This window comes from Actinoplanes sp. NPDC051861 (genome assembly GCF_040681145.1).
Classification (GTDB): domain Bacteria; phylum Actinomycetota; class Actinomycetes; order Mycobacteriales; family Micromonosporaceae; genus Actinoplanes.
Window position 1 is genome coordinate 1 of sequence record NZ_JBFAYE010000036.1, and the last position, 22,865, is coordinate 22,865.

Here is a 22,865-nt window from a genome sequence, read left to right on the forward strand (position 1 = left end):
TCGATGTCGGCGATGTTGACGATCTCCGCCCGGCCCCAGTTGGTGCCGTCCATGAGGGTGGCCTGCTGGAAGGCGGCGGCGGTGTAGCCGCTCAGCAGCCAGAACGCCGTCCCCGAACGCACGGCCAGGTCGGGCAGCTTGTCGCCGGTGATGTCGCCGAGCGCCTTGATCTGGGTCCAGGTCGAGGGCGCCGGGGCGCCGGACGGCAGGACGACTTTCAGCCGCTGATCGACGTTGAAGCTGCCGTAGCCGTCACCGGGGTAGAGCCAGAAGTTCCCGTCCGGCGTCCTGGCGAACAGGTCGGTGGTGCCGTCGCCGGGGTACGTGTCCGAGTGCTTGGCGATCAGCGGAGCCAGCTTGCCGGCCTCGTACCAGTGGTTGGCGGGGTTGAGTTTGCCGTCGCTGGTGTAGGCGGCGGCGAGGCTGCCGTAGAGCTCGCCGTTCTCGTCGCCGGGCAGCGAGAGCAGTTTGCCGTTGGCGTCCACGACGATGAGGTCGGGCCGGCCGTCGCCGGAGACGTCACCGGGCTTGTCGGCGGTGTCTTTCGGTGCGACGTAGAAGGTGTACGTGGTGGCGAGGCTCTTGTTGCCCGCGGCGTCGATGGCGTACACGACCAGGGTGTTGGGCCCGGAGTGGCGCGGGGCCAGGTTCGGCACGGTGAGGCTGCCGTTGGTCGCGTTGGTGGTGGTCGGCTTGATGTATTCGAAGGAGTACTCGAACTTGGTCGCGCCGGCCGAGGTGAACGTGATCGGGCCGGTCTCACCGAACTTCGGCTTGGCCCAGGTCATCCCGTCCGGGGTGGCCTCCAGCCAGACATCACTCTCGACTGTCGGCGGGCTGGGCTTGGTCCCGTCGATGGTGAGTAGGCACGTGTCATTGCCCGCCGGGTAATACGTGGACATGACGCCGGTCGCGTCCTCGGCGCGGACCGCCCAGGAGTACGTCGTGCCGTCGACCAGTTCGGTGTACGGGATCGTGACGCTGGCCTTGCCGGCGAGGGGCTGGTTGGCGACCTCGGTGACGGCGACGACGCGGTCGGCCGGGACGGTGGTGCCGGATTTCCAGAAGACGAACCGCAGGTTCTTGAGGTTGTCGTCCTTGTCGGTGCTCTGTGCGGACAGCGTGATGTTGGTCCGGCCGACCGTGAGGCCCTTGGCTCCGGTCGCACCCGCCGAGCAGTTACCACCGGGTGCCGAGACACCGCCGGTCGGTTCGGCCGGGGGAGTGTTGTAGACGACATCGATCTGGGCGCTGCCGGCGTCGAACTTGCGCCAGGTCTGCGTGTCGGTCTCGGCGGTCGTCCGCATGCCGAAGGTGATGTTGGTGGCGCCGTTGTCGGCGCCCAGCTGCGCTGCGGCCTTGATGTTGAACGAGACGAACTCGTCGGCGCAGCTGCTGCCGTACCCGTACGCGAAGTCCTTGCTGTCCTGCTGCGTCGTCCAGCCGGGCTGCTTGTTCCAGGTGGTGCCCGACGAGATCGTGCCGGTGTGCCAGAGCTGGAACGTGCGCTTCGTGCACGACCAGGAGTGGATGTTCTTCACCTTGAAGGTCGCGGTGCTGACCTTGGCGTCCTTGATGTTGCGATAGCCCATTCGCCAGAAGGAGCGGGCGGTGACGCCGGAGTCGTCTTCGTGGCCGACGCGGGCTTCGGTGGTGCCGCCGTTGTAGTTCTTGCCGTCGAGGAAGTTGCTGTTGGGGTGTGACTTGCTGACGAAGATCCAGGCTTGGTCGCCGGCGATGATGCTGGGGTCGAGGAAGACCGGGAACGTGACGCTGGGGTCGGTGAGCAGGCCGGTGGCGGCGGCGTCGAGGTGCAGCCGGGCGCTGCCGGTGCCGTCTCCGTCGAGGCGGCTGGGCATCACGGCCTGCTTGCTGCCGGGTTCCAGACCATCAAGACCGGAGAGCTTGAGTACGTCGGACGCACTCGCCACCGAGGTCCGCGGCTCTTTGCCGGCCGAGTCCCACGCCAGCGAGGTCGGGATGACACCGACCTCGTCCTTGCTGCCCGCGTCGAGGATCTTCACGCCGTTGGTGGCCGCGTCGTGGCGGAAGATCACGCCGTCGGCGCGCAGGCCGTAGCTGAGTGGGGGAAGCTTCGCCGTGCGGTTCTTGACGATCAGTACGTGGCCGAAGCCGCCCTCGGCGCGGACGGTTACGAGCAGGTCGATCCCGGGAAGGACTTCCTGGTAGAGGGCGCGGGATCCGTCGATCACCGGTTCGGGCAGCCTGCCGGGCCAGGTGTAGGCGACGGTGTGCCCGCCGGCCTGCACCTCGGCGAGGACGCTCTCCTCGGTGTTGTCGGAGCCGTTGGAGAAGCTGACCGGTACGGGCGGGTTCGCCGGCCGCACGACCGATCCGTCACGCGCGAGGGTGTTGTCGATCGGCGCCCACACCCCCGCCGCGGTTTTCGCCCGTTGCGGCAGGGCGTTGATCTGCGAGCGCAGCTCACCGGTGGGCTTGACCCAGGTCAGCGAGGTGGCCGTGGTGGCCGTCTCGACCAGGACCTCGGTGCCCTTCTGCACCGCCTCGGCCAGGGCGGCCGCCTGGTCCTTGAAGACCGGTGCGGAGACAGCGGGAGTGGACGGCGCCGGGGCGTCCGGCCACCAGGGGACCGACGCGGCGGTCAGAGCGGCCACTAAGAGGCCCGAGGTGCAGACCAGCCTGGCGCGCGTACGCACGAAAGGACTGAACAGGCGAGGCGCGGTCACGGCGATCTACTCCCGTGGGGACCAGGCGGACTGGGGACAGCCCCGGTTGTGGGCACGGGGCAGAAAGTGAGCACACGATCGCATGGCGAGGGCTCGTGGATGTGGTTATCAATCCGTTACATAGCCTTGGGTGATCTTTGAGTTACCCAGGCATCCGTGCACGAATCGGACATCGGGCCACCCGATGCTCCGCATATGTCCGAGATGGATGAAGAGCGCGTTTCGCCGGTCCTGTTGCGCCGTGTTCAAGATCAACAAGTGGTCGAGATCACTCGATATAGCTCACGGTAACTATTAGTGATCTTGAGTTTGTCGAAGTCTTGTCGGAGAGTGCCCGAGCACGCGCCCTTTTCCGGCGTGCGCTTCTTGGTGTTCGCACACCGCCTTCATTCTCTTTTGTCCTCACGCTTGGGTGGGAGTCGACTCGTATGCGGGGAACAGTCCTGGCGGATCCAGGTGGCCGGCGGTTGCGCCGGGCCCGAAGAGCGCTCGTTCTGATGCTGACCACGACGCTGGCAGTGACCAGCGTCCCGGTCCAGGCATGGGCCGTGCCGGGACCCGGCATGGACCGCGAGGACAGCGTGTTCGAGCTGCCGCCGGTGCCGGAACTCGAGGCCGAGGAACCGGCCGAGCCGGCCCAGGTGGATCTGACCACCGCCGACGAGGTCGCGGTCGACCCCTACGCGCCGCAATACGTCGAGCCCTGGCAGCCCGGCAGCGGCACGGTCGACCTCACCGATGTCACGCAGGGCGGGATGGCCAAGGTCGGCGAGCTGCCGATCGAGCTGGGCGTGCCGGCCGGCGGTGACCCGGCGGCGGTGGCCGGAACCTGGACGGTCGACCTGGCGTCGCCGGAGGTCTCGCAGGCCGCCGACCTGGCCGGCCTGATCATGAAGATCACGCCGCCGGTCACCGCGGACCCCGCCGCCGAGGTCGCTCTCAAGGTGGACACCACCCGCTTCTCCGACCTCTACGGCCCGCAGGCCGCCGACCGGTTCGGCATCATGCTGCTCCCGGACTGCGCCTTCGACTCCCCGGACACGGGCGACTGCGCCAGCAACGGCGAGGCCGAGCCGGAGGATCCGGCCGCCGCGGCGACGTTCGAGACGGTGCCCAGCGAGGTGCAGCTCGAGCCCGCGCCGGCCACCCTGGCCCGCGCCGCCTCGGCTTCCGCCGCGCCGGAACGCCGGGTGCTGAGCGGCAACCTCTCGATCGCCGGCCTGACCGCCGAGGACGCGGCGTCCCCGAGCGGCACCGGCGGCATGCAGCGCGCGGCCGCGGCCGCGCCGACATCCGGTGTGGTGGGCGTCGGTGACACGGGCGCCTCGTCGGCCGGTGACTACACGGCCACGCCGCTGCTGTCCTCGGGATCGTGGGCGGCCGGTTCGTCGTCGGGCGCCTTCACCTACGGCTATCAGGTGCAGGTGCCGGAGACCGCGGGCGGCCTCGTCCCCAAGATCAACCTGGGTTACTCGTCGCAGTCGGTCGACGGCCGCACCTCGGCCACCAACAACCAGGCCTCCTGGATCGGCGACGGCTGGGACTACAACGCCGGCGCGATCACCCGGACGTACGCGAACTGCCGCCAGGACTCCAAGAAGGAGGGTTCGAACAACGCCACGCACCGCACCGCGGACATGTGCTGGGGTTCGAACAACGCGACCCTCTCGCTCGGCGGCATGACCACCGAGCTGGTCTGGGACGAGGGCAAGAAGCTGTGGTTCACCGCCAACGGTGACGGCTCCACGATCCAGCTGATCGACGACGACACGTACGCCAACGATGTGAACGCCGCCAACGGCGACGACAACGGTGAGCACTGGATCGTCACGACCCGCGACGGCACGCGCTACTTCTTCGGCCGCAACCGCCTGCCCGGCTGGTCCGCCCACGGCGACGACGCCGACGACCCGGTGACCGACTCCGTGCTCACCGTGCCGGTCTACGGCAACCACGACAAGGAGCCCTGCTACAAGGCCGGCAACTGGGCGGGCTCGCACTGCTACCAGGCCTGGCGCTGGTCTCTCGACTACGTGGAGGACGTGCACGGCAACGCGATGAGCCTGTGGTGGGCCCGCGAGGACAACTACTACGCCCGCAACATGAACTGGAAGTCGCCGGTCAAGTACCACCGCGGCGGCTATCTCACGCGCATCGACTACGGCCAGCGTGCCGGTGCGCTGTTCACCAGTGCGGCGCAGGCGCGCGTCGACTTCTCCGTCGAGCAGCGCTGTTTCGCCAAGGGCAGCCTGACCTGCGAGGAGGCCGACTTCACCAGCGGCGTGGCGGGCAGGTACCGGAGCTGGTACGACACCCCGGTCAACCTGCGGTGCGGCAAGCCCACGAAGGACGTGCTGTGCTGGAACGCGAACCCGTCGTTCTTCAGCCGGATGCGCCTGGACAGGATCACCACGTCGGCGCAGCGCCTCGCGGGCAACACGGCCCGCCAGGTCGTCGACGAGTACCAGCTCAAGCAGGACTTCCCGATCACGCGTACCGGCCCGAACACGGCTCTCTGGCTGGAGTCGATCACCCGTACCGGCTTCGGTCGCAACGGCCGGGCCGATGAGTCGATCAAGCTCGCCCCGGTCCGGTTCGAGCACAACACCGAGGACATGCCGAACCGGGTCAAGAACGACAACCGGCCCGGCTTCTCCCGGCTGCGCATCGGCCGAGTCATCAACGAGTACGGCGGCGAGACGTTCGTCCACTACCGGCAGCCCGAGGGGCAGTGCGCGACCGGAACCGGTCTTCCCGACGAGGACGACAAGGATGAGCTGAAGGCCAACAATCGCCTCTGCTACCCGGCGTTCTGGCACCCGGACCCGGCCGTCGAGGAGATCGACTGGTTCCACAAGTACGTCGTGGAGCGGGTCCAGGAACTGCCGGCGACGCCGAACGCGGAACAGACCGACACCCGTTATGAGTACGCGAACCCGGGCTGGAAACTGGCCGAGGCCGAGTTCACCAAGAAGTCCACTCGTACGTACTCGCAGTTCGCCGGCTTCGAGCAGGTCACGGTGCTCACCGGGCCGGAGGGCGCGGACCGCTCCAAGAACGTGACCCGGTTCTACCGGGGCATGGGCGACACCGTGCCGATGCGGGACGTCATGGGCGTGGAGATCACCAAGGACCGTGAGCCGTTCGCCGGGCGTATCGCCGAGGAGATCACGTACGCCGGTGCCGGTGCTGCCAAGGACGACTGGCTCACCCGCAGCATCACGTACCCCCAGGCGGTCGAACTGGCCAGCCGGAGCCGGACCGCGGACAGCCTGCCCCCGCTGAAGGCGTGGCGGGTGCTGGACGCCCGCCAGGTGACGGTGACCAAGTCGTCGGGTGACGGCGACGACGATCGCAAGGAACGCCGCCTGGAGAGCAGGACCAGCTACGACACCGTCTACGGCCTGCCGGAGGTCACCGAGTCGTTCGGTGACGTCGGTAAGGTCGGAGACGAGTCGTGTGCCCAGTTCCAGTACGTCCACGACGTCGCCCGGAACATCATCGGTCTCACCAAGCAGGTCCTCAGCAGCGCGACGAGCTGTGCGGACGCGAAGTTCGACAACCTCGCCACGCTGAGTGCGGCGAATCGCATCGCCTACGACGGCCGGGAGTACGGCGCGGGCCTCGACCCGGAGAAGCCGCGCGGCCTCGCCACGAAGTCCTACACGCTGAAGGCGGACGGGACCGGCTTCCAACTGCACGGCAGCACGGTGTTCGACGCCATCGGCCGGGTCACCTCGCGTGTCGACCCGGACGAGCGGGCCTCGACGATCACCTACGAGCCGGCCACCGGGCAGGCCTTCCGGATCCGCGAGAAGAACTTCCTCAACCATGAGCAGGTCACCGAGGTCGACCCGGGCCGTGGCACGGGCTGGCGGACCACGGACATCAACGGCAACGTGAGCGAGGCCGCGTTCGACCCGATGGGCCGGCTCCGCAAGGCGTGGGCGCCCGGCCGGGCCGGTGCCGCCGTGCCGGACTTCGAGGCGGTGTACACCGTCGTCGCGGGCAAGCCTCCGTACGTGACCACCAAGACCCGGGGACACGACAACCGGATCAAGAACGCGGTCACCATCTACGACGGTCTCGGACGTGCGCGGCAGACACAGACCGACGCGACCGGTGGCGGCCGGCTGATCAGCGACACGCTGTACAACGGCAGCGGCGAAGTGTGGATGACGTACAACGCCTACTTCGTCAAGGGCGTGCCGAGCGGGGACCTGTTCACCCCGGACGCGCTGCCGCCGAACGCGACCCGGTACACGTACGACGGCCTCGGCCGCGTCGTGGAGGAGATGCCGGTCCTGGACACCAAGGACGTGCCCGCTCGCGCCACCCGGTACGAGTACGGCAAGGACTGGTCGTCGGTGATCAATCCGGCGGGCACCAGCTCATACCGGATCTATTCCGACGCCATGGGCCTCACCAGCCGGGTGGACACGTTCACCGACACGGCTCGGACCGCGTACACCTCGATGCGGTACGAGTACGACAAGCGCGGCCAGATGGTCCGCGCCACCAACTCGGCGGACACGAAGCTCTCCTGGTCGTGGACCTACGACCGGCTGGGCCGCCAGGAGACCGCCACCCATCCGAGCACCGGAACCAGCCGGATCAAGTACGACAGCTACGGCCGGCCGGAGACGGTCACCAACGCTCGCAACATCACGGTCTGGACCGGGTACGACGACCTGTCCCGGCCGGATGAGCAGCGGCTCGACAGCAAGGACGGGACGCTGCTGTCGGCTTACTCGTACGACACCGCCGCGGGCGGCAAGGGCCTGCCGGCCACGGCCACTCGATACACCGACGGTCTGGCGTACACCCAGGCGGTCGGCGGGTACACCAACGACTACCAGCCGATCTCGACGACGCTCACGCTGCCGTCCTCGGTGGCGACCACGTGGGGTCTGCGGCAGTCGTACACGTACAACTACACGTACACCGACACGGGCCTGCCCGATGCGATGACCGTGCCCGCCATCGGTGCCTTCACCGACGAGAAGCTGCTGGTCCGGTACAACCAGGACGGCATGCCGCAGTCGGTCTCCGGCAAGGACTGGTACGGCTCGGAGACCGTCTACTCCCCGTACGGGCAGGTGCTGCGCTCGACGCTGGGCGCGCAGCCGTACCGGGTGTGGGCACTCGCGGACTACGACGACGCCAGCGGTGCGCTCACCAGGCAGCAGGTGTACCGCGAGAAGATCGACGACAAGTCGGTAGTCGGCGGCAACCTCGTCTCGCAGCGGTCCTACGGCTACGACGACGCCGGCAACGTCACGTCGATCACCGAGGCCGCCGTCGGTATCGACGAGCGGCAGTGCTTCAACTACGACCCGATCGGCCAGCTGACCAAGGCGTGGACGGTCGAGACGAAGACGTCCTGCACGGCCGGCCCGAAGAACGCGGACGGGACGGTCAACACCGCGGCCGGCAAGGACAACTCGGGGTACTGGCAGGAGTACGAGTACGACCTGCTCGGTAACCGTACGAAGCTGGTGGAGAAGAACCTCGGCGGCAACAGCGCTCAGGACACCACCACGGAGTACACGTACGGCAACGCCGCCCAGCCGCAGACGCTGACCAAGACGCGGGAGTACGTCGGGCCCGCCGGCTCCAAGGTCACCGCTGAGGTCGACCGGCTGTACGAGGTCACCGGCGAGACGAAGACGCTCACCACGAAGGAGGGCGACAAGCAGGAGCTGTCGTGGACGTACGACGGCAAGGTGGACCGCATCGCGGGCCAGGGCACGGGCGGCAAGACCGTGTACCTCGGCCTCGCCAACAAGTGCCTCGACCTCAAGTCGAGCATGGCCCAGGCGGCCCAGCCGATCTGGCTCTACACCTGCAACGGCGGCATCGCGCAGAAGTGGCGCTTCACGCCGACGCCCGGTCAGAGCAACCCGGACCTGGGCAGCCTCTCCATCCACGACGGATGGTGCATGCAGCCGGCCGCGGGCACCGTCGGCTCGGCGTTCCAGCTGCAGAAGTGTGACGGCGGCGCGGCGCAGCAACTGCGGCGCAGCTCGACCACGAACCAGCTGATCCACGCGAGCTCGGGACTGTGCGCGGCGGTCAAGGACGGCGCCACCGTGGACACGACGCCGATCGTGCTCGCCGCGTGTGTCGCCGGCACCGCCGCCCAGCAGTGGGAGGCGCAGAACGAGACCCGCCACGTCTACGGGCCGACCGGGGACCGGCTGCTCACCCTGCAGGGTAAGGAGCGGCAGGCCACCCTGCACCTGGGCGAGTCCGAGGTCACCGTTCTCCGGGGTGGCGCGCTGGTCAACACGCAGCGCACGTACGGCGTGCCCGGCGGCATGGTCATCCGTAACGCGCACGCCTCCGCGACACCGGGACTCGTGGCGGTGGTCGCCGATCATCAGGGCACCCCGTACGCGGAGGTGGCCCTCGGCGGGACCCAGGAGGTGCGGATCCGCAAGCAGGATCCGTTCGGCAACCAGCGTGGCACCGCGCCCATCGGCATGCACATGCAGACCAACGACGGGTTCCTGGGTACCACGCGTGACGACGCCTCCGGATTCGTCGCGCTCGGCGCCCGCATGTACGACCCGTCGGTGGGCCGGTTCCTCTCCGCTGACCCGATCATGGACCTGGCCGACCCGCTGCAGTCCAACGGGTACGCCTACGCCCACAACAACCCGGCGACACTGTCTGACAAGACGGGTCTGTCGGTGACCCTCACCGCCTCCGAGATGGCGGCCGCCCTCGCGGGTGTCGGCCTCTCCGCGGCGCAGGTCGCCGAGGCGCAGGCCAACGCCAACCGCACCCTCGCCTCGGTGATCCTGTCGGTGGCCTGGGACGTGCTGAAGGACTTCATCGGTCTCAACGACGCGCTGTCCTGCTTCGGTGGCGACCTGTGGGCCTGCGGCAGCCTGCTGCTCGACATGATCCCGTGGACCAAGATGGCCAAATCGGGTGCGCGGATCATCAAGGCCATCGACCGAACTATGGACGCCATCCAGGCGTGGCGTACCGCGAAAAAGGCCGCCGAGCAGGTGCTGATGGTCGCCCGAGCCGCGGAACAGCGGGCCCTGCAGGCGAAGATCGCGGCAATCGAACGGGCAAAGAAGGCAGCCCAAGCGGCACAGAAGAAAGCCGCCGAGAAGGTCAACACGATCAGCAACAAGGCGGCGGGCGAGGCCAAGAAGACGGGTAACCCGGCGCAGAAGGCCGCTCAGTCGACGTCCAACCCGAAGGCCTCCTCGGTCTCGTCGGGCGGTGGCAAGGCGCAGTCCGGTTCCGGTGGCAAGTCCGGCGCTGCTCCGCGCAGCGACGGCGGCAGCAGCGGTGGTGGCGGCGGAGGCAAGGGCGGTGACATGCCCGGCAGCGCCACCGGCGAACCCCCGCCGACCGACTTCGCCCCGAACGTCGTCTACCGGGCCATCCGGGCGGACGAGAACCCCATGGACGGGCTGTTCTCCCGTGGTGACGGCGACGTGCCGCCGTGGCAGCACATCATGGCGAACACTCCGGACTCTCCGTGGATCTCCACGACTCGGGATCCGAAGGTGGCGTTCGAGACGTACGCTGCCAACGGCGGTGGTGTCGTGCGTATTGATCTGACCAAGATCCAGACACAGATGGAGAGCGTCGCCGGCTACCTGGAAGTACCGAAGGCCTACGATTTCCTCGGACTCCAGGAAATGGCGCGCAAAGACGCCGAACTGTTGATTCGCAACCATATTCCGGCGGAGGCAATCACCGGCTTCTGGGCACCCGGAGGATAGGCTCGATGATGGATCTGGACGAGGTCGCGGAGCGGCTGGCGTTCGAATGGAGCCCGGACGGCTTTCTGGCCGGGCTCCGCTCGGGCCGGTTCGAACCGGACGAGGCCGACCGTTTCCTGAGCGTTCTGGAGTCGGTCGACCCGGCCGACCCCCGGCGTTTCGAGCCGCGGATAGTCGGGCGGCTCTGGGCGATTCCGTTCTACATGCTGTCGCACATTCAGAATTCGGAGAGTCTCGGCCTGGACACCCGGGAACGTCGGCGGGTCCTCTGGCGCGCCAACGAGATCCTGGCCGTCGTCTTCACGGGGGAGGCCTGACAGAGTCCGGCCGTCGCGGTGCTTCCGCGGCGGCCGGATCTCATTTCTCCAGGTGCCGCACCGAGGCCATCAGCAAACGCCAGAAGGCGTCCACGTCCAGGCCTACCGCGACCTCCGCGTTCGGGTCGCGGTCGGTGCGGCGGTGCAGGTCCACGACGGTCGCGCCCCGGGTGTACGTGCCGGACAGCTCGACAGCGACCGGGGCGGCAACGGTCCGGACGATCCGCGGGTCGATGACGCTCGCCACGGCGATCGGGTCGTGCACCGGCGGATGTTCGAACCCGAAGACCCGCAGATAGGTGCTCGCGAAGAACGTCATCAGGTCGGCACAGAACTCGCCCAGCCGTGTCCCCGGAGCCCGGAACTCGGCGATGATCTCCTCGGTCGCCAGTGCCTGATGCGTGACGTTCAACCCGATCATCGTGACGGGCAGCCCCGACCGCAGCACGATGTCGGCCGCCTCGGGATCGGTGACGATGTTGAACTCGCCGTACGGCGTGGTGTTGCCCCTCCCGGTCGAACCGCCCATGAACACGATCCGCCGCACCCGCGCCCCGGCCTCGGGATGCTCGGTCAGCAGCGCGGCGACGTTGGTCAGCGGCCCGGTCGCGATCAGCGTGACCGGCTCGTCGGAGCCGACGATCAGCCGGCGCATCAGCTCGACCCCGTCAACGTCCGCCACCTCCGCCACCGGAAGGTCGAGCACGGGCCCGTCGAGCCCCGACGAACCATGAATGTCCTCGGCGACATTGAGCTCACCGGAGAGCGGCCGGTCCCGCCCCGCCGCAACCGGCACCCCGGCGACACCCGCCAGCCCGAGAACCTTCAGCGCGTTCCGCGTCGTCTTCTCCAGCGTCTGATTGCCGGCGACAGTGGTGACACCTAGCAACCTCACCCGGTCGTCGCCGGCCGCAAGCAGCAGCGCCAGCGCGTCATCATGCCCCGGATCACAGTCCACGATCACCGGCCGGCCGCCACTCTCCCTCACCCCGCCGACGATAGCCGCGCCCTCACTCCATCGGCCCGACCACGCGACCGAACTGAGCAACCGATCCGGCCCGGTCGATCTCGTCCAGGTCCGCACCGGCAAAACTCGCCATCGGCGGGTCGCCGGCCCGGTCCCGCCAGCCCGACAGGCGAACGGACTTCCACTCGAGGTTGACCTCGCCGTTCTCGGTGTGGAATCCGCCTCCGCGCTCGAACATCACGATCAGGGGCTCGAAGGGGTCGTCGAGGGCCGGGGGAAGGCCGGCGCCCGGCGTGGCGCTGAGTGCGGCCCAGTGCAGGATGTACGGCGCCACCTGCTTGACGTTCCAGCCGCCCCGCCCGGCCGCGATCCTCTCGAGGAGGTTGTCGACGACGCTCTGATCAGCGCGGACGGCAGGAGCGACACACGCGGCGATGTCGAAGAACGGACTCCGGGAGTCGCAGCCGTACTCGTCCGACCACTGCGCCGCGCGACGGAAGTACTCCTTCAGCAGGGCGGCCTTGGACCACGCCTTGTCGCCCTGCCGTTCCCAGCGGATGACGCACAGGCGGGCAGCCATGCCACGTACGGCTTCGTCGGGTGTCATCGCATCAATCCTCGCAGAACAATATCGACGATCTCGTCCAGATTGGCCAGGTCGTCGGCCATCCGGACGCCGGAGCTGTCGATGCCGAACAGGCGCCAGTGCCGCAGCGGCGCGTCGGGTCGCCAAGCGTTGGGCGCGAGTTCGTGAGCCCCTGGATGGTCCGGGTTGATGATGCGGTCACCGTCGGCGTCGAAGGCGTCCGGGTGGTCGGACCGGTACGGCAGCCCCGCCTCCATCAACCGGTTCTCGACGTACTCATGAGCCGCGAGACTCCGGAACGCCTCCGCGTCATCCGGGTCGAGGGTGCCTCGCACCGCGCCGTCCCAGAGGGCCGCGGTGCGCTCGTCGGGCGTGAAGTAACCGCGCTCCACACGGCCGGGACCGAGCGAGACGTCGTGTTGCTGGACGAACAGGTTCTGCCGCATGCCCTCCACGATCCGGGGGTCGAGGCCGGTGTTCGCGGCGACCAGGGAGGTGTCGCCGGGGCTGTCGCGGATACGGCGGTACGCCTCGGCCGCTTGCTCCGAGAAGCCGTCTCCGTCGTCGACGAAGCCCGCGCCGCGAGGAAAGTCCGCCCGGAACTCACCGATCCTGGGAGTCATCGGGTCGTCGCGGGCCAGGGCGTGGGTGCGGGCGCCGGCCCCGGTGAGGAGGCCGGTCAGATCGGCGAGCTTCGGATCCAGCCGCCGCATGCTGTTCAGCAGAGCCTGGAGATAGTGCTGGATCGAGTGGGCACACCTGGCCACGAGCGTGGCGACATGACCGATCACGACCGGTGTGGCCAGGCCGAGAGTCAGGCCCTCGGCCGCCAGCCACTGCGGCAGGCGGACGACGAGAGTGCCGGTGAACTGGGCTACCAGATCGCGGAGGATGCCCCGGACAGCGGCCACCAGCAGGCCGGCGCCCTCCACCGCGTACGAGATACCCCGGGCCGCGGTGGCGAGCGAGCCGAGAACCTCGAGGTGGCCGTCGGCGTGTGCGCGGTACGCGTCTCCGGCGGCCCCGATCCAGCCGTCGACCTCGGTGCGGAGGTGGTCCGCGTACTCCTGGCGGGCCTGATCGGTGAAGGCGGCGACGTTCGACCAGGTGGCCGCGTGTGCGGAGATCTCGTCGGCGTTGCCGGCCAGCCAGTCGAGGGCGTCACGGAGTGGTTTGACGTGCTCCATCAGCCAAGCCACGCCCCAGGCGGCGAGTGTGCCCAGCGGATCGACGGCGAGCGCGAGCGTGTCCAGGGTGGCGCCGATCCCGCCGAGGGCGGGGTCGACCCAGCTGTCGTCGCGGATGCCGTTGGTGATGTCTGCGGCGTCGCCGATCAGGCCCAGGCCGGTGTACCAGGTTGTCGAGTCGTGGACGTCGGCCTCGATACCGGTCATCGCGCCATCTCCCAGCGGCTGCGGGCTCGTAACGGGATGTACAGGCCGGCCGCCGGGTTGGTTCGGTCAGGGGGATTCGGGTGGGGTGGGCCGGGGCTGCCTGGTGGGGCGGTCCAGGACTCCGCTGTCGACGCGGGCGGTGAGCCAGGCCTCGATGTCGGTCAGGTTCCAGACCTTGCCCTGGGACAGTTCGGCGACGGGGCGGGGGAAGTCGGGGCGGGCGGCCAGCTGGTAGATGCGCTGGCGGCTCACGCCGAGCAAGTCGCGGATCTCATGGGCGCCGACCAGGCGGATTGAGTCACGGTCCATGCTCTGTGACTATAGTCCTATGCCTATAGTCATGGGTCGGGGGTCGGGTGCCAAGTTGAGCTGGTGGACGCGGGGGCGAGGGCCTACCATCGGCCGGTGCTGAATCGACGGTCCCTGCTCGCTGTGGGGTTGAGCCTGCTCGTCGGTGGTCTGCTGGGTGCCTGCCAGAGCTCGGAGGAGCCGGTGAGCACGGCGGAGGCGACTCCGGAAGCGACACCGGCAAGCACCACGCCGAAGCCGGAGCCCACGGCCACGGCCACCGCCACGCCCAAGGCCACCGTCGCGAAGAGCACGACGCTTCCGAAACCGGGTAACCCCAAGGGCAAGGCGGCGATCCCGGCCGCCGCCCGGGCCGTCGACACGTCCGAGCCCACGCGCACGGTCGGCACCGGTACGCCGGCGAGCTGCACGTCCGCGGCCGTCGTCAAGGCTGTCGCGGCCGGCGGGATCATCACGTTCGACTGTGGGCCGAGTCCCGTGACGATCACGATGACTGCCACCGCGAAGATCAAGAACCGGAACGCGAAGACGGTCATCGACGGCGGTGGGAAGGTGACGCTCTCCGGTGGCGGCAAGCGGCGCATCCTCTACCAGAACACCTGTGACGAGGCCCTGGGCTGGACCACGTCGCACTGCCAGGACCAGGACACCCCGAAGCTCGTCGTGCAGAACATGGTGTTCACCCGGGGCAACAGCACCGGCGACGACCACGAGGGCGGCGGCGGTGGCGCGATCTTCGTGCGCGGCGGGAACCTGAAGGTCGTCAACTCGCGGTTCACCGGGAACCGGTGTGACAGCACCGGGCCGGACCTCGGCGGCGCTGCGGTGCGGGTGCTCGACCAGGGTGGTGACCGGCCGGTCTACGTCGTCGGCAGCACGTTCTCCGGCGGCGTCTGCTCGAACGGCGCCGCGCTGAGCAGCATCGGCGTCTCGTGGACCGTGCTGAACAGCCACTTCAAGGACAACGACGCGATCGGCAAGGGCGCCAACCCGGCCCGCGACGGCACTCCGGGCGGCGGGAGCGGCGGCGCGATCTACCTGGACGGCGACAGGTTCAACCTGACGCTGGACGGGACGCTGATCGAGAAGAACGTGGCCAACGAGGGCGGTGGCGCGATCTTCTTCGTCAGCAACGACCGCACCGGCACGCTGACGATCCGCAACTCGACGCTGCGCCGCAACACCAGCAAGGCGTTCGAGACCGACGGCATGCCGGGCATCTTCTACCTCGGCGTGGGCAGCAACTAGGTCCGGGTCAGGATGTCGTTGACGGCTTTCTGCACCTCGGCGCGGCGTTTGACCGGGGCGGTGGCGTCGAGGGCGATCTGCCAGGTGGTGCCGTCGGCGTCGAAGAAGTGGCTCATCACGAGCTGATACTTCTCGCGTACCTCCAAGAACTGGGTCGCCTCGTCGAAGCGGCGCGGTTTCTCGCCGTCGCGGAACCAGATGCCGGTCATCCGGTTCCGGGTGGCGGCGTCGCAGGGCGCGACGCATGCGCGGAGCATCAGGGCGAGGCGCCGTTTCCCGGCGACGCAGATGTACGCCTGCGCGCCCGCGATCTCCACCGCGGTCTCGGCGCACTCCCATGCGGCCGGCACCCGGAACGAGAACGGCCACCCCGCGAATCGCATGGTCGACGTCTCGTCCGCGGCGCCGAACACCGCACCGGTGAGCCGGCGGTCCGGTGGTTCCTCCACTATGGGCAGCGTCGGGGCGACCGAGGGCAGGCCCGGCAGCGGCGGAGCGGTCCGCACCGCCGAGGCCGGCGCCGCGGGAGAGCCGGACGGCCGGGCGACGACCGCGGCGGCGCCCGCCAGCAGGCCCAGGACCAGGACCAGCGCCAGGACCAGGAAGCGTCCCGGAGTTCGCTGCCGTCCCGCACCGATCGCGCCGCGCAGGAACACCAGCAGCGGCGCTCGATACTCGATCTCGACCGTTCGGCCCGGTGGCGCGACGACCGTCAGGTCGGCCGCGCCGATGCGCCGGAGGATCGGGTACGGCACGTGGACGTGCACGTGGTGCTGCCCCGCGCCGACCGTCGTGACCACCGGCACGCCCCATCGGGCCGGCAGCGCCTGTCCGTCGACGACCAGCACCGGTGCCGACAGCGCGAGGAGGAATCCGAGTGGGGCGTACCGCATCGTGACGGAGACGGCCGCCGTGTCGGCGAAGCCCGCGAACACCCGCGGCTCCGGCCAGGGATGGTTGTACATGCCCGAGTGAACCCCGCCGTGGAGAGGCCGGTTCAGCGGGAGGGACGCACCCGACTTGCAACTCTTTTGCCATCAGCCAAGGTCTGCAACCGAGGTGAAACGCGCCGATCCAGTGGCCGCCCCCGAAATGCAACCTAGCGATTGGTCACCTCACATGCGCCGCGTTCGCCTTCGCGCCACCGTTCTGGCCTCCTCGCTTCTTCTCGGCTTCGCGTTCCCGGCCACGCAGGCGAACGCCGCCGAGGCGATGGTCGCGGTCGCGGAGACCGCCGAGACCGCGGAGGTCAGCGCGCCCACGATGGCGAGCCGGATGGCGGCGGTGCGGGTGGCGAAGTCGATCAACTACTACCCGTCCGACGCGGGCTGGTCGGCGATGTGGACCGAGTTCGACGCCGTGCGTATCGAGTCGGACCTGGCCAAGGCCGCGGAGCTGGGGGCGGACAACGTACGGGTGATCGTCTTCCCGCAGGCGTTCGGGTACCCGCAGCCGAAGGCGGAGTACACCGAGCGGCTGCGCAAGTTCGTCAGCATCGCGGACGCGCAGGGCCTCACCGTGAAGATCACGCTGTTCGACTGGTGGGCCGGTTACTCCGACGTCGCCAACAGCATCGTCTGGGCGAAGGCCGTCCTGGCCCCGTACGCGAACGACCCCCGAGTGATCGCCGTCGAGCTGAAGAACGAGTTCCAGCCGAACGACACCGCCGCCGTCTCCTGGGTCCGCCAGGTGATCCCCGCCGTCCGGGCCGCCGCGCCCGCCATGCCGCTGACGCTCTCGGTCGACGGCGGGACCGGCGCGGCCGGCATGGCGAAGATCAAGTCGTCGCTGAGCTCGACGCCGCTGGACTACTACGACTTCCACTTCTACGGGAACTCGGAGCGCTCGCTCGCCGAGATCCGCAAGGCGCAGGCCGCCGTCGCCCCCGACCCCATCGTGATCGGTGAGACCGGCCTGAGCACCGCGAACAGCACCGACGGTGAGCAGGCCGCGTACCTGGCCCGGGTCTTCCGCGCCGCCAAGGAGGCCGGTGTCGGCTCGGTCGCGCCGTGGACGCTGAACGACTTCTCCGAGGGCGCCATCCCGAGCAACTCGACCGTGTCGACGATCCCGGCGCAGTACAAGTTCGGTCTCTACCGCGCCGACGGCACCCCGAAGCTGGCCGCGAACGTCGTCCGGACCGCGTGGACGACCGGCACCATGCCGAACACCGTCCTGAACCTCAGCTTCGAGGCCGCCGCGATCGACTCGCCGTGGCGGCAGAGCAACACGGCCGCCGGCGCCGGTGTGGTCACCTCCGACATGCCCCGCAACGGCAGCTTCTCGGTCAAGTTCGCCGGCACCACCCGTACCTCGGCCGGCCTGCCGTCGCTGCTCACCTCGCCGATCACGCCGGTGCAGCCGAACTACCGGTGGCGCGCCGAGGCGTTCGCCCGCGGCATCAACGCCACCGGCACCACCGAGATCGCGCTGAGCTGGTTCGACGCGAACGGCAAGTGGATCAGCCAGGACCTCTCGAACCGGCTGCCGGCCGGCAACACGACCTGGACGAAGCTGGTCGTCGAGGCGGCCGCCCCGGCCGGCGCGGCCGCAGTGCAGCTGCATCTGAAGTCCGGCGACAACACCGGCACGGTCTGGTTCGACGACGTGGCTATGTCCTGAGTGGTATGACACCCGACTGAAATACGACGACGTCCTTCGATAGTTTGACGGTGATCCGATCCGCAAACGGAAGGACTCCTACCGTGCGACGACTGCTAGTGGCTCTGACCGCCACAGCGTTGACCCTCGCCGGAACGGGCGTGGCCGCCGAGGCCGCGCCCGCTCGCGTTCCCGTGTCACCGCATCGCGCCGCACCGGCGCCCGGCGGCCCAGGGGTGGGCGACGAGTACTACCCGGACTACGGCAACAGTGGGTACGACGTCTCCCACTACGACGTCCGGCTGCGCTACACCCCCGCGACCGACCGGCTGACCGGCACCACCACGATCCTGGCGAAGGCGACCCAGGACCTCAGCCGGTTCAATCTCGACTTCCTGCTCGACGTCTCGTCGGTACGCGTGAACAACCGCCCCGCCACCTTCGCCTACGAGGGTGAGCACGAGCTGGTCGTCACCCCGGCCCGGACGGTGGCTGCCGGTGGCGCGCTGACGATCGTGGTGCAGTACTCCGGTGTCCCGTCGACCGAGGTCGGCGCCGGATACACCGCCTGGATCCGCACGCCGGACGGCGCCATGGCCGTCGGCCAGCCGGAGATCGCCTGGTGGTGGTACCCGAGCAACGACCACCCGACGGACAAGGCCACCTTCGACGTCTCGGTCTCCGTGCCGGACGGCGTCGAGGCGATCAGCAACGGCGTCATGCCCCGCCCGCCGGTCCGCGAGACGCTCGGCTACACCCGGTGGAGCTGGCGCTCGCTCAAGCCGCAGGCCACCTACCTGACGTTCCTGGCCGTCGGTCAGTACGACGTCACGACCGACACCTCCGAGGGCGGTCTGCCGATCTACAACGCCTACTCCCAGCTGCTCACCCAGGACTTCCGGGACGCCGCCGAGGCGAGCATCGAGCGCACCGCGGAGATCACCGAGTGGGAGGAGACGGTCTTCGGCCCGTACCCCTTTGAAGCTCTTGGTGGTGTCGTCGCGGCGCCGAACACTCTCGGTTTCGCCCTGGAGAACCAGACGCGGCCGACCTATGCGGCGGGCTTCTTCCGGCGGGGCTCGAACACCGCGGTGGTGGTGCACGAGCTGGCCCACCAGTGGTTCGGCGACTCGCTCGCCCTGGACGCGTGGCAGCACATCTGGCTGAACGAGGGCTTCGCCAGCTACGCCGAGTGGCTGTGGTCGGAGAAGAACGACGAGGGCACCGCGCAGGAGATCTTCGACTACCTCTACGCGGTCAACCCGGACGACGCTCCGATCTGGACCACCGCTCCGGCCGACCCGGGTGTGGACCAGCTGTTCGGTGACGCCGTCTACGACCGGGGTGCGATGGCTCTGCACCAGCTGCGGGTGACCGTCGGTGACGACGACTTCTTCGAGATCCTGCGGACCTGGGCGACCGACAACCGGCACGGCAACGTGAGCACCGACGAATTCATCGCGCTCGCCGAGAAGATCTCCGGCCAGGACCTGGACGCGCTCTTCGACGCCTGGATCTTCACGCCGTCCAAGCCGGTGCTCGACGGCAACCCGGCGACGCTGGTCCGCAAGGCGCCGGTCGCGCCGAAGTCGTGGGCCAAGATCAGCGAGACCCACGAGCTGCTGCACCAGCACTGACGATTTGTGTGTGGACTTCGGGTCGTTATCGGGGCCGAAGTCCACACACGATTTCTTTTAGGCGGCGAGGGGGGCTAGGTCGCGCTGGGCGGCGTCGGCGGTCTCGTCGTCCGGTTGGCGCTGTGCGTTGAGTTCGGCCGCGATGTGGGCGCGGTAGGCGGCCACCTCCCGCTCGGCGTCCGCCTCGGTCCAGCCGAGCGCGCCGGCGATGAGCTGAGCGGTGGTCAAGGCCGCGGCGACGCCACGGTCCGCGGTTTCGAAAGAGATTCGGGTACGCCGCGCGAGCACATCATCCAAAGTGCGTGCCCCCTCGTGTGTCACCGCGTAGACGATCTCGGCCCGCAGGTAGTCGGGCGCGCCCTCGAGCGGCGTACCCAGTGACGGGTCCTGTTCGATCAGCGCGAGCACCTCGTCGACCAGCGTCCCGTACCGGCGGAGCAGGTGCTCGACCTTGCCGACGTGCAGTCCCGCCCGCCGGGCCAGCAGCGCCCGCCGGTTCCACGCCGCCCGGAAGCCGGCCGCGCCGAGCAGCGGGACCTGGTCGGTGCAGGACGACGGCACCCGTGTGGTGAGGTCGCGCGCCGCGGCGTCGACCGCGTCCTTGGCCATCACCCGGTACGTCGTGTACTTGCCGCCGGCCACCACGACCAGCCCCGGCACGGGGGTGCCGACGGCGTGCTCACGGGACAGCTTCGCGGTGCTCGACGAGGCGGCGGACAGCAGCGGGCGCAGTCCGGCGTAGACACCCTGCACGTCGTCGCGGGTCAGGGGAGTGGCGAGCGCCTTGTTGACCTCGTCGAGCAGGTAGTCCACGTCCCTGCCGGAAGCAGCCGGGTCGGTCTTGTCCAGGTCCCAGGCGGTGTCGGTGGTGCCGATGATCCAGTGGCGCTCCCACGGGATCACGAAGAGCACGCTTGTCGCCGTACGCAAAATCATGCCGGTGCGTCCGGAGATCCGGTCTCGCGGCACGACCAGGTGGATCCCCTTGCTGGCGGTGATCTTGAATTGTTCCCGCTCGCCGGCGAGAAGCGCCTGGCTGTCGCCGGTCCACACACCGGTCGCGTTGATCACCGTGCGCGCCCGGATCTCCATCTCGGCACCGGTCTCGGCGTCGCGGGCCCGGACGCCGATCACCCGGCGCCCCTCGCGCAGGAAGCCGGTCACCTCGGTGCGTGCGGCGACATGCGCGCCGTGCGCCATCGCCGTGCGGACCAGGAACATCGTGTGCCGCGCGTCGTCGACCTGCGCGTCGTAGTAGCGGATCGCGCCGACCAGCGAGTCCGGCCGCAGCGACGGGAACGCCTTGATCGCCTGCGTCCGGCTCAGGTGCCGGTGCCGCGGCAGCCCGGAACCGTCCGCAGAGAGCGCGAGCGTGTCGTAGAGGGCGACACCGGCACCGACATAGAACCGTTCCCAGGCGCGGTGCTGCAGCGGGTAGAGGAACGGCACCGGCCGGACCAGGTGCGGTGCGAGCCGCTGGATCAGCAGGCCGCGTTCCCGCAGCGCCTCGCGGACCAGGGCGAAGTCCAGCATCTCCAGGTAGCGCAGGCCGCCGTGGATCAGCTTGCTCGACCGGCTCGAGGTGCCGCCGGCGAAGTCGCGGGCTTCGAGGAGGCCGACGGAGAGCCCGCGGGTGGCCGCGTCGAGCGCCGCCCCCGCGCCGACCACGCCGGCGCCGACGACCAGTACGTCCAGTTCGTCGCCGGCCGACATGGCGGCCAGCGCCGCCACCCGCGCCTGCGGCGAGATCACTCCGGTGTTCATACGTTCCTCTTTCCTGCGTGCCAACCTTGTGTGTGGAGTTGGGGTTTGTATGGAGGCCGAACTCCACACACGGGTTAGGGGGTGGGCCAGTCGAGGGTTCGGGATATGGCGGCCTGCCAGCGGGTGATGCCATCGGTGCGCCGGGAGGCGCTCCACGAGGGGTGCCAGCGGCGGTCCTCGTGCCAGTTGGCGCGCAGGTCGTCGATCGAGTTCCAGAAACCGGTGGCGAGCCCGGCGGCGTAGGCGGCGCCCAGCGCGGTGGTCTCGGCGACGGCCGGACGGCTGACCGGTACGCCGAGGATGTCCGCCTGCAACTGCATGCAGAGCGCGTTGGCCGTGACGCCACCGTCGACCTGGAGGCAGTCCATCGAGCCGCCGGCGTCCTGTGCCATCGCCTCGACCACGTCGCGGGTCTGGTAGCAGATGGCTTCGAGCGTGGCCCGGGTGATGTGCGCGGCGGTGTGGAAGCGGGACAGGCCGACGATTGCCGCGCGGGCGTCCGGACGCCAGTACGGGGCGTAGAGGCCGGAGAACGCGGGGACGAAGCAGACGCCGGCGCTGTCCTCGACCTGCCCCGCGAGCGTCTCGCTGGCGGCTGCCGAGTCGAGTACGCCGAGTTGGTCGCGCAGCCACTGGATCGCCGCACCGGCCGCGGCGATCGAGCCCTCCAGTGCGAACACGGGTTTCTCGTCGCCGAAGCGGTAGGCGACCGTGGTGATCAGGCCGTGGCTGGAGCGGACCGGGGTGGTGCCGGTGTTCATCAGCAGGAAGCCGCCGGTGCCGTAGGTGCACTTGGCCTCGCCGGGCGCGAAGCAGGTCTGCCCGAACAGCGCCGCCTGCTGGTCGCCGATGGCCGCCGCGATCGGTACACCCGGCAAAATCGTCGAAAAACCATAAATCTCGCTCGACGATCGGATTTCCGGGAGCACCGCACGAGGAATCCCGAAAAGTCGGAGCAGGTCGTCGTCCCAGTCCAGGGTGGACAGGTTCATCAGCATCGTCCGGCTGGCGTTGGTGACGTCGGTCAGGTGACGCCCGGTGAGGTTCCAGAGGAGCCAGCTGTCGATCGTCCCGAACAGGATCTCGTCCCGCTCCGCCCGGTCCCGCAGGCCGTTGTCCAGCAGCCACTGCAGCTTCGTGGCCGAGAAGTACGTCGCGGGCGGCAAGCCGGTCTTTTCGGAGATGTAGGACGGGTCCAGGCGACTTACCAGCGATTCCGTGCGGGTGTCCTGCCAGACGATCGCGGGGGCCACCGGGACGCCGGTCTCCCGGTCCCAGGCGACGACCGTCTCGCGCTGGTTGGTGATGCCGACGGCGGCCAGGTCCGACGGTCCGAGCCCGGCACCCGCCAGCGCCACGTCGATGGTCTTGAGGGTGTTCTCCCAGATCTCGACCGCGTCGTGCTCGACCCACCCGGCCGCCGGCAGGATCTGCCGGTGCTCGATCTGGTGCCGGGCGATCTCGGCACCGGACCGGTCGAAGATCATGAAGCGCGTGCTGGTGGTGCCCTGATCGATCGCGCCGACGAAGTGCGCCACTCCTACCTCCCGGGTCAGCCCTCCGAGCTCGGACGTTAGGGAGCG

13 protein-coding genes are annotated in these 22,865 nt (G+C 69.1%); 5 read left to right on the top strand and 8 right to left on the bottom strand.

All coding sequences use genetic code 11. The annotated features are described in order from the left end of the window. Positions 1–2,678: DNRLRE domain-containing protein (locus tag AB0M02_RS45640; protein WP_364238789.1), on the bottom strand; the 2,678-nt coding region annotated here is incomplete at its 3' end. Positions 2,679–3,136: 458 nt separating this feature from the next. Here AB0M02_RS45640 and AB0M02_RS45645 point away from each other — a divergent pair. Continuing rightward, a complete protein-coding gene (locus AB0M02_RS45645) occupies positions 3,137–10,459 on the top strand; it encodes a ricin-type beta-trefoil lectin domain protein (protein ID WP_364238790.1) in 7,323 nt (2,440 codons plus the stop codon). A gap of 5 nt (positions 10,460–10,464) precedes the next feature. Continuing rightward, entirely contained in the window at positions 10,465–10,776 is a 312-nt protein-coding gene (locus AB0M02_RS45650) for a hypothetical protein (protein ID WP_364238791.1), read from the top strand. 40 nt (positions 10,777–10,816) lie between these two features. On the opposite strand, the gene AB0M02_RS45655 is transcribed toward AB0M02_RS45650, so the two are convergent. The 4 genes from AB0M02_RS45655 to AB0M02_RS45670 form a co-directional block, all read right to left on the bottom strand. Beyond that, entirely contained in the window at positions 10,817–11,764 is a 948-nt protein-coding gene (locus AB0M02_RS45655) for a nucleoside hydrolase (protein ID WP_364238792.1), read from the bottom strand. Between the two features lie 22 nt (positions 11,765–11,786). Continuing rightward, on the bottom strand, positions 11,787–12,350 hold the full coding sequence (locus tag AB0M02_RS45660; RefSeq protein WP_364238793.1) for a hypothetical protein: 564 nt from the start codon (positions 12,348–12,350) through the stop codon (positions 11,787–11,789). After that, positions 12,347–13,723: a hypothetical protein gene (locus AB0M02_RS45665; RefSeq protein ID WP_364238794.1), complete on the bottom strand. Its 1,377-nt coding sequence runs from the start codon at positions 13,721–13,723 to the stop codon at positions 12,347–12,349. Before AB0M02_RS45665 ends, AB0M02_RS45660 begins: the two co-directional genes overlap by 4 nt. Before the next feature lie 66 nt (positions 13,724–13,789). Beyond that, the gene (locus AB0M02_RS45670) at positions 13,790–14,032 is read right to left on the bottom strand and encodes an AlpA family phage regulatory protein (protein ID WP_364238795.1); all 243 of its coding nucleotides are present in this window, start codon (positions 14,030–14,032) and stop codon (positions 13,790–13,792) included. A gap of 96 nt (positions 14,033–14,128) precedes the next feature. Between AB0M02_RS45670 and AB0M02_RS45675 the strand changes: the two genes are divergently transcribed. After that, entirely contained in the window at positions 14,129–15,280 is a 1,152-nt protein-coding gene (locus AB0M02_RS45675) for a hypothetical protein (protein ID WP_364238796.1), read from the top strand. Here the strand turns inward: AB0M02_RS45675 and AB0M02_RS45680 are convergent. Continuing rightward, complete coding sequence (locus tag AB0M02_RS45680; protein WP_364238797.1) at positions 15,277–16,245, bottom strand: hypothetical protein; 969 nt, start codon at positions 16,243–16,245, stop codon at positions 15,277–15,279. The genes AB0M02_RS45675 and AB0M02_RS45680 overlap by 4 nt on opposite strands. A 154-nt stretch (positions 16,246–16,399) precedes the next feature. Here AB0M02_RS45680 and AB0M02_RS45685 point away from each other — a divergent pair, with 154 nt between their 5' ends. Together AB0M02_RS45685 and AB0M02_RS45690 are read left to right on the top strand one after the other, a co-directional pair. Further along, a complete protein-coding gene (locus tag AB0M02_RS45685; RefSeq protein WP_364238798.1) occupies positions 16,400–17,902 on the top strand; it encodes a cellulase family glycosylhydrolase in 1,503 nt (500 codons plus the stop codon). A gap of 83 nt (positions 17,903–17,985) precedes the next feature. After that, on the top strand, positions 17,986–19,518 hold the full coding sequence (locus AB0M02_RS45690) for a M1 family metallopeptidase (RefSeq protein ID WP_364238799.1): 1,533 nt from the start codon (positions 17,986–17,988) through the stop codon (positions 19,516–19,518). Between the two features lie 57 nt (positions 19,519–19,575). On the opposite strand, the gene AB0M02_RS45695 is transcribed toward AB0M02_RS45690, so the two are convergent. Together AB0M02_RS45695 and glpK are read right to left on the bottom strand one after the other, a co-directional pair. Then, positions 19,576–21,282, bottom strand: coding sequence for a glycerol-3-phosphate dehydrogenase/oxidase (locus tag AB0M02_RS45695; RefSeq protein ID WP_364238800.1), 1,707 nt, complete (start codon positions 21,280–21,282; stop codon positions 19,576–19,578). A 74-nt stretch (positions 21,283–21,356) separates the two neighbouring features. Next, the gene (gene glpK / locus AB0M02_RS45700) at positions 21,357–22,820 is read right to left on the bottom strand and encodes a glycerol kinase GlpK (protein ID WP_364238801.1); all 1,464 of its coding nucleotides are present in this window, start codon (positions 22,818–22,820) and stop codon (positions 21,357–21,359) included. Between the last annotated feature and the right edge of the window lie 45 nt (positions 22,821–22,865).

What these genes read in the sequence shown, in the direction of transcription:
- AB0M02_RS45645 (WP_364238790.1), top strand. Translation starts at nt 3,137, where the DNA reads ATGCGGGGAACAGTCCTGGCGGATCCAGGTGGCCGGCGGTTGCGCCGG.
- AB0M02_RS45650 (WP_364238791.1), top strand. Translation starts at nt 10,465, where the DNA reads ATGATGGATCTGGACGAGGTCGCGGAGCGGCTGGCGTTCGAATGGAGC.
- AB0M02_RS45660 (WP_364238793.1), bottom strand. Translation starts at nt 12,350, where the DNA reads ATGACACCCGACGAAGCCGTACGTGGCATGGCTGCCCGCCTGTGCGTC.
- AB0M02_RS45665 (WP_364238794.1), bottom strand. Translation starts at nt 13,723, where the DNA reads ATGACCGGTATCGAGGCCGACGTCCACGACTCGACAACCTGGTACACC.
- AB0M02_RS45670 (WP_364238795.1), bottom strand. Translation starts at nt 14,032, where the DNA reads ATGGACCGTGACTCAATCCGCCTGGTCGGCGCCCATGAGATCCGCGAC.
- AB0M02_RS45680 (WP_364238797.1), bottom strand. Translation starts at nt 16,245, where the DNA reads ATGTACAACCATCCCTGGCCGGAGCCGCGGGTGTTCGCGGGCTTCGCC.
- AB0M02_RS45685 (WP_364238798.1), top strand. Translation starts at nt 16,400, where the DNA reads ATGCGCCGCGTTCGCCTTCGCGCCACCGTTCTGGCCTCCTCGCTTCTT.
- AB0M02_RS45695 (WP_364238800.1), bottom strand. Translation starts at nt 21,282, where the DNA reads ATGAACACCGGAGTGATCTCGCCGCAGGCGCGGGTGGCGGCGCTGGCC.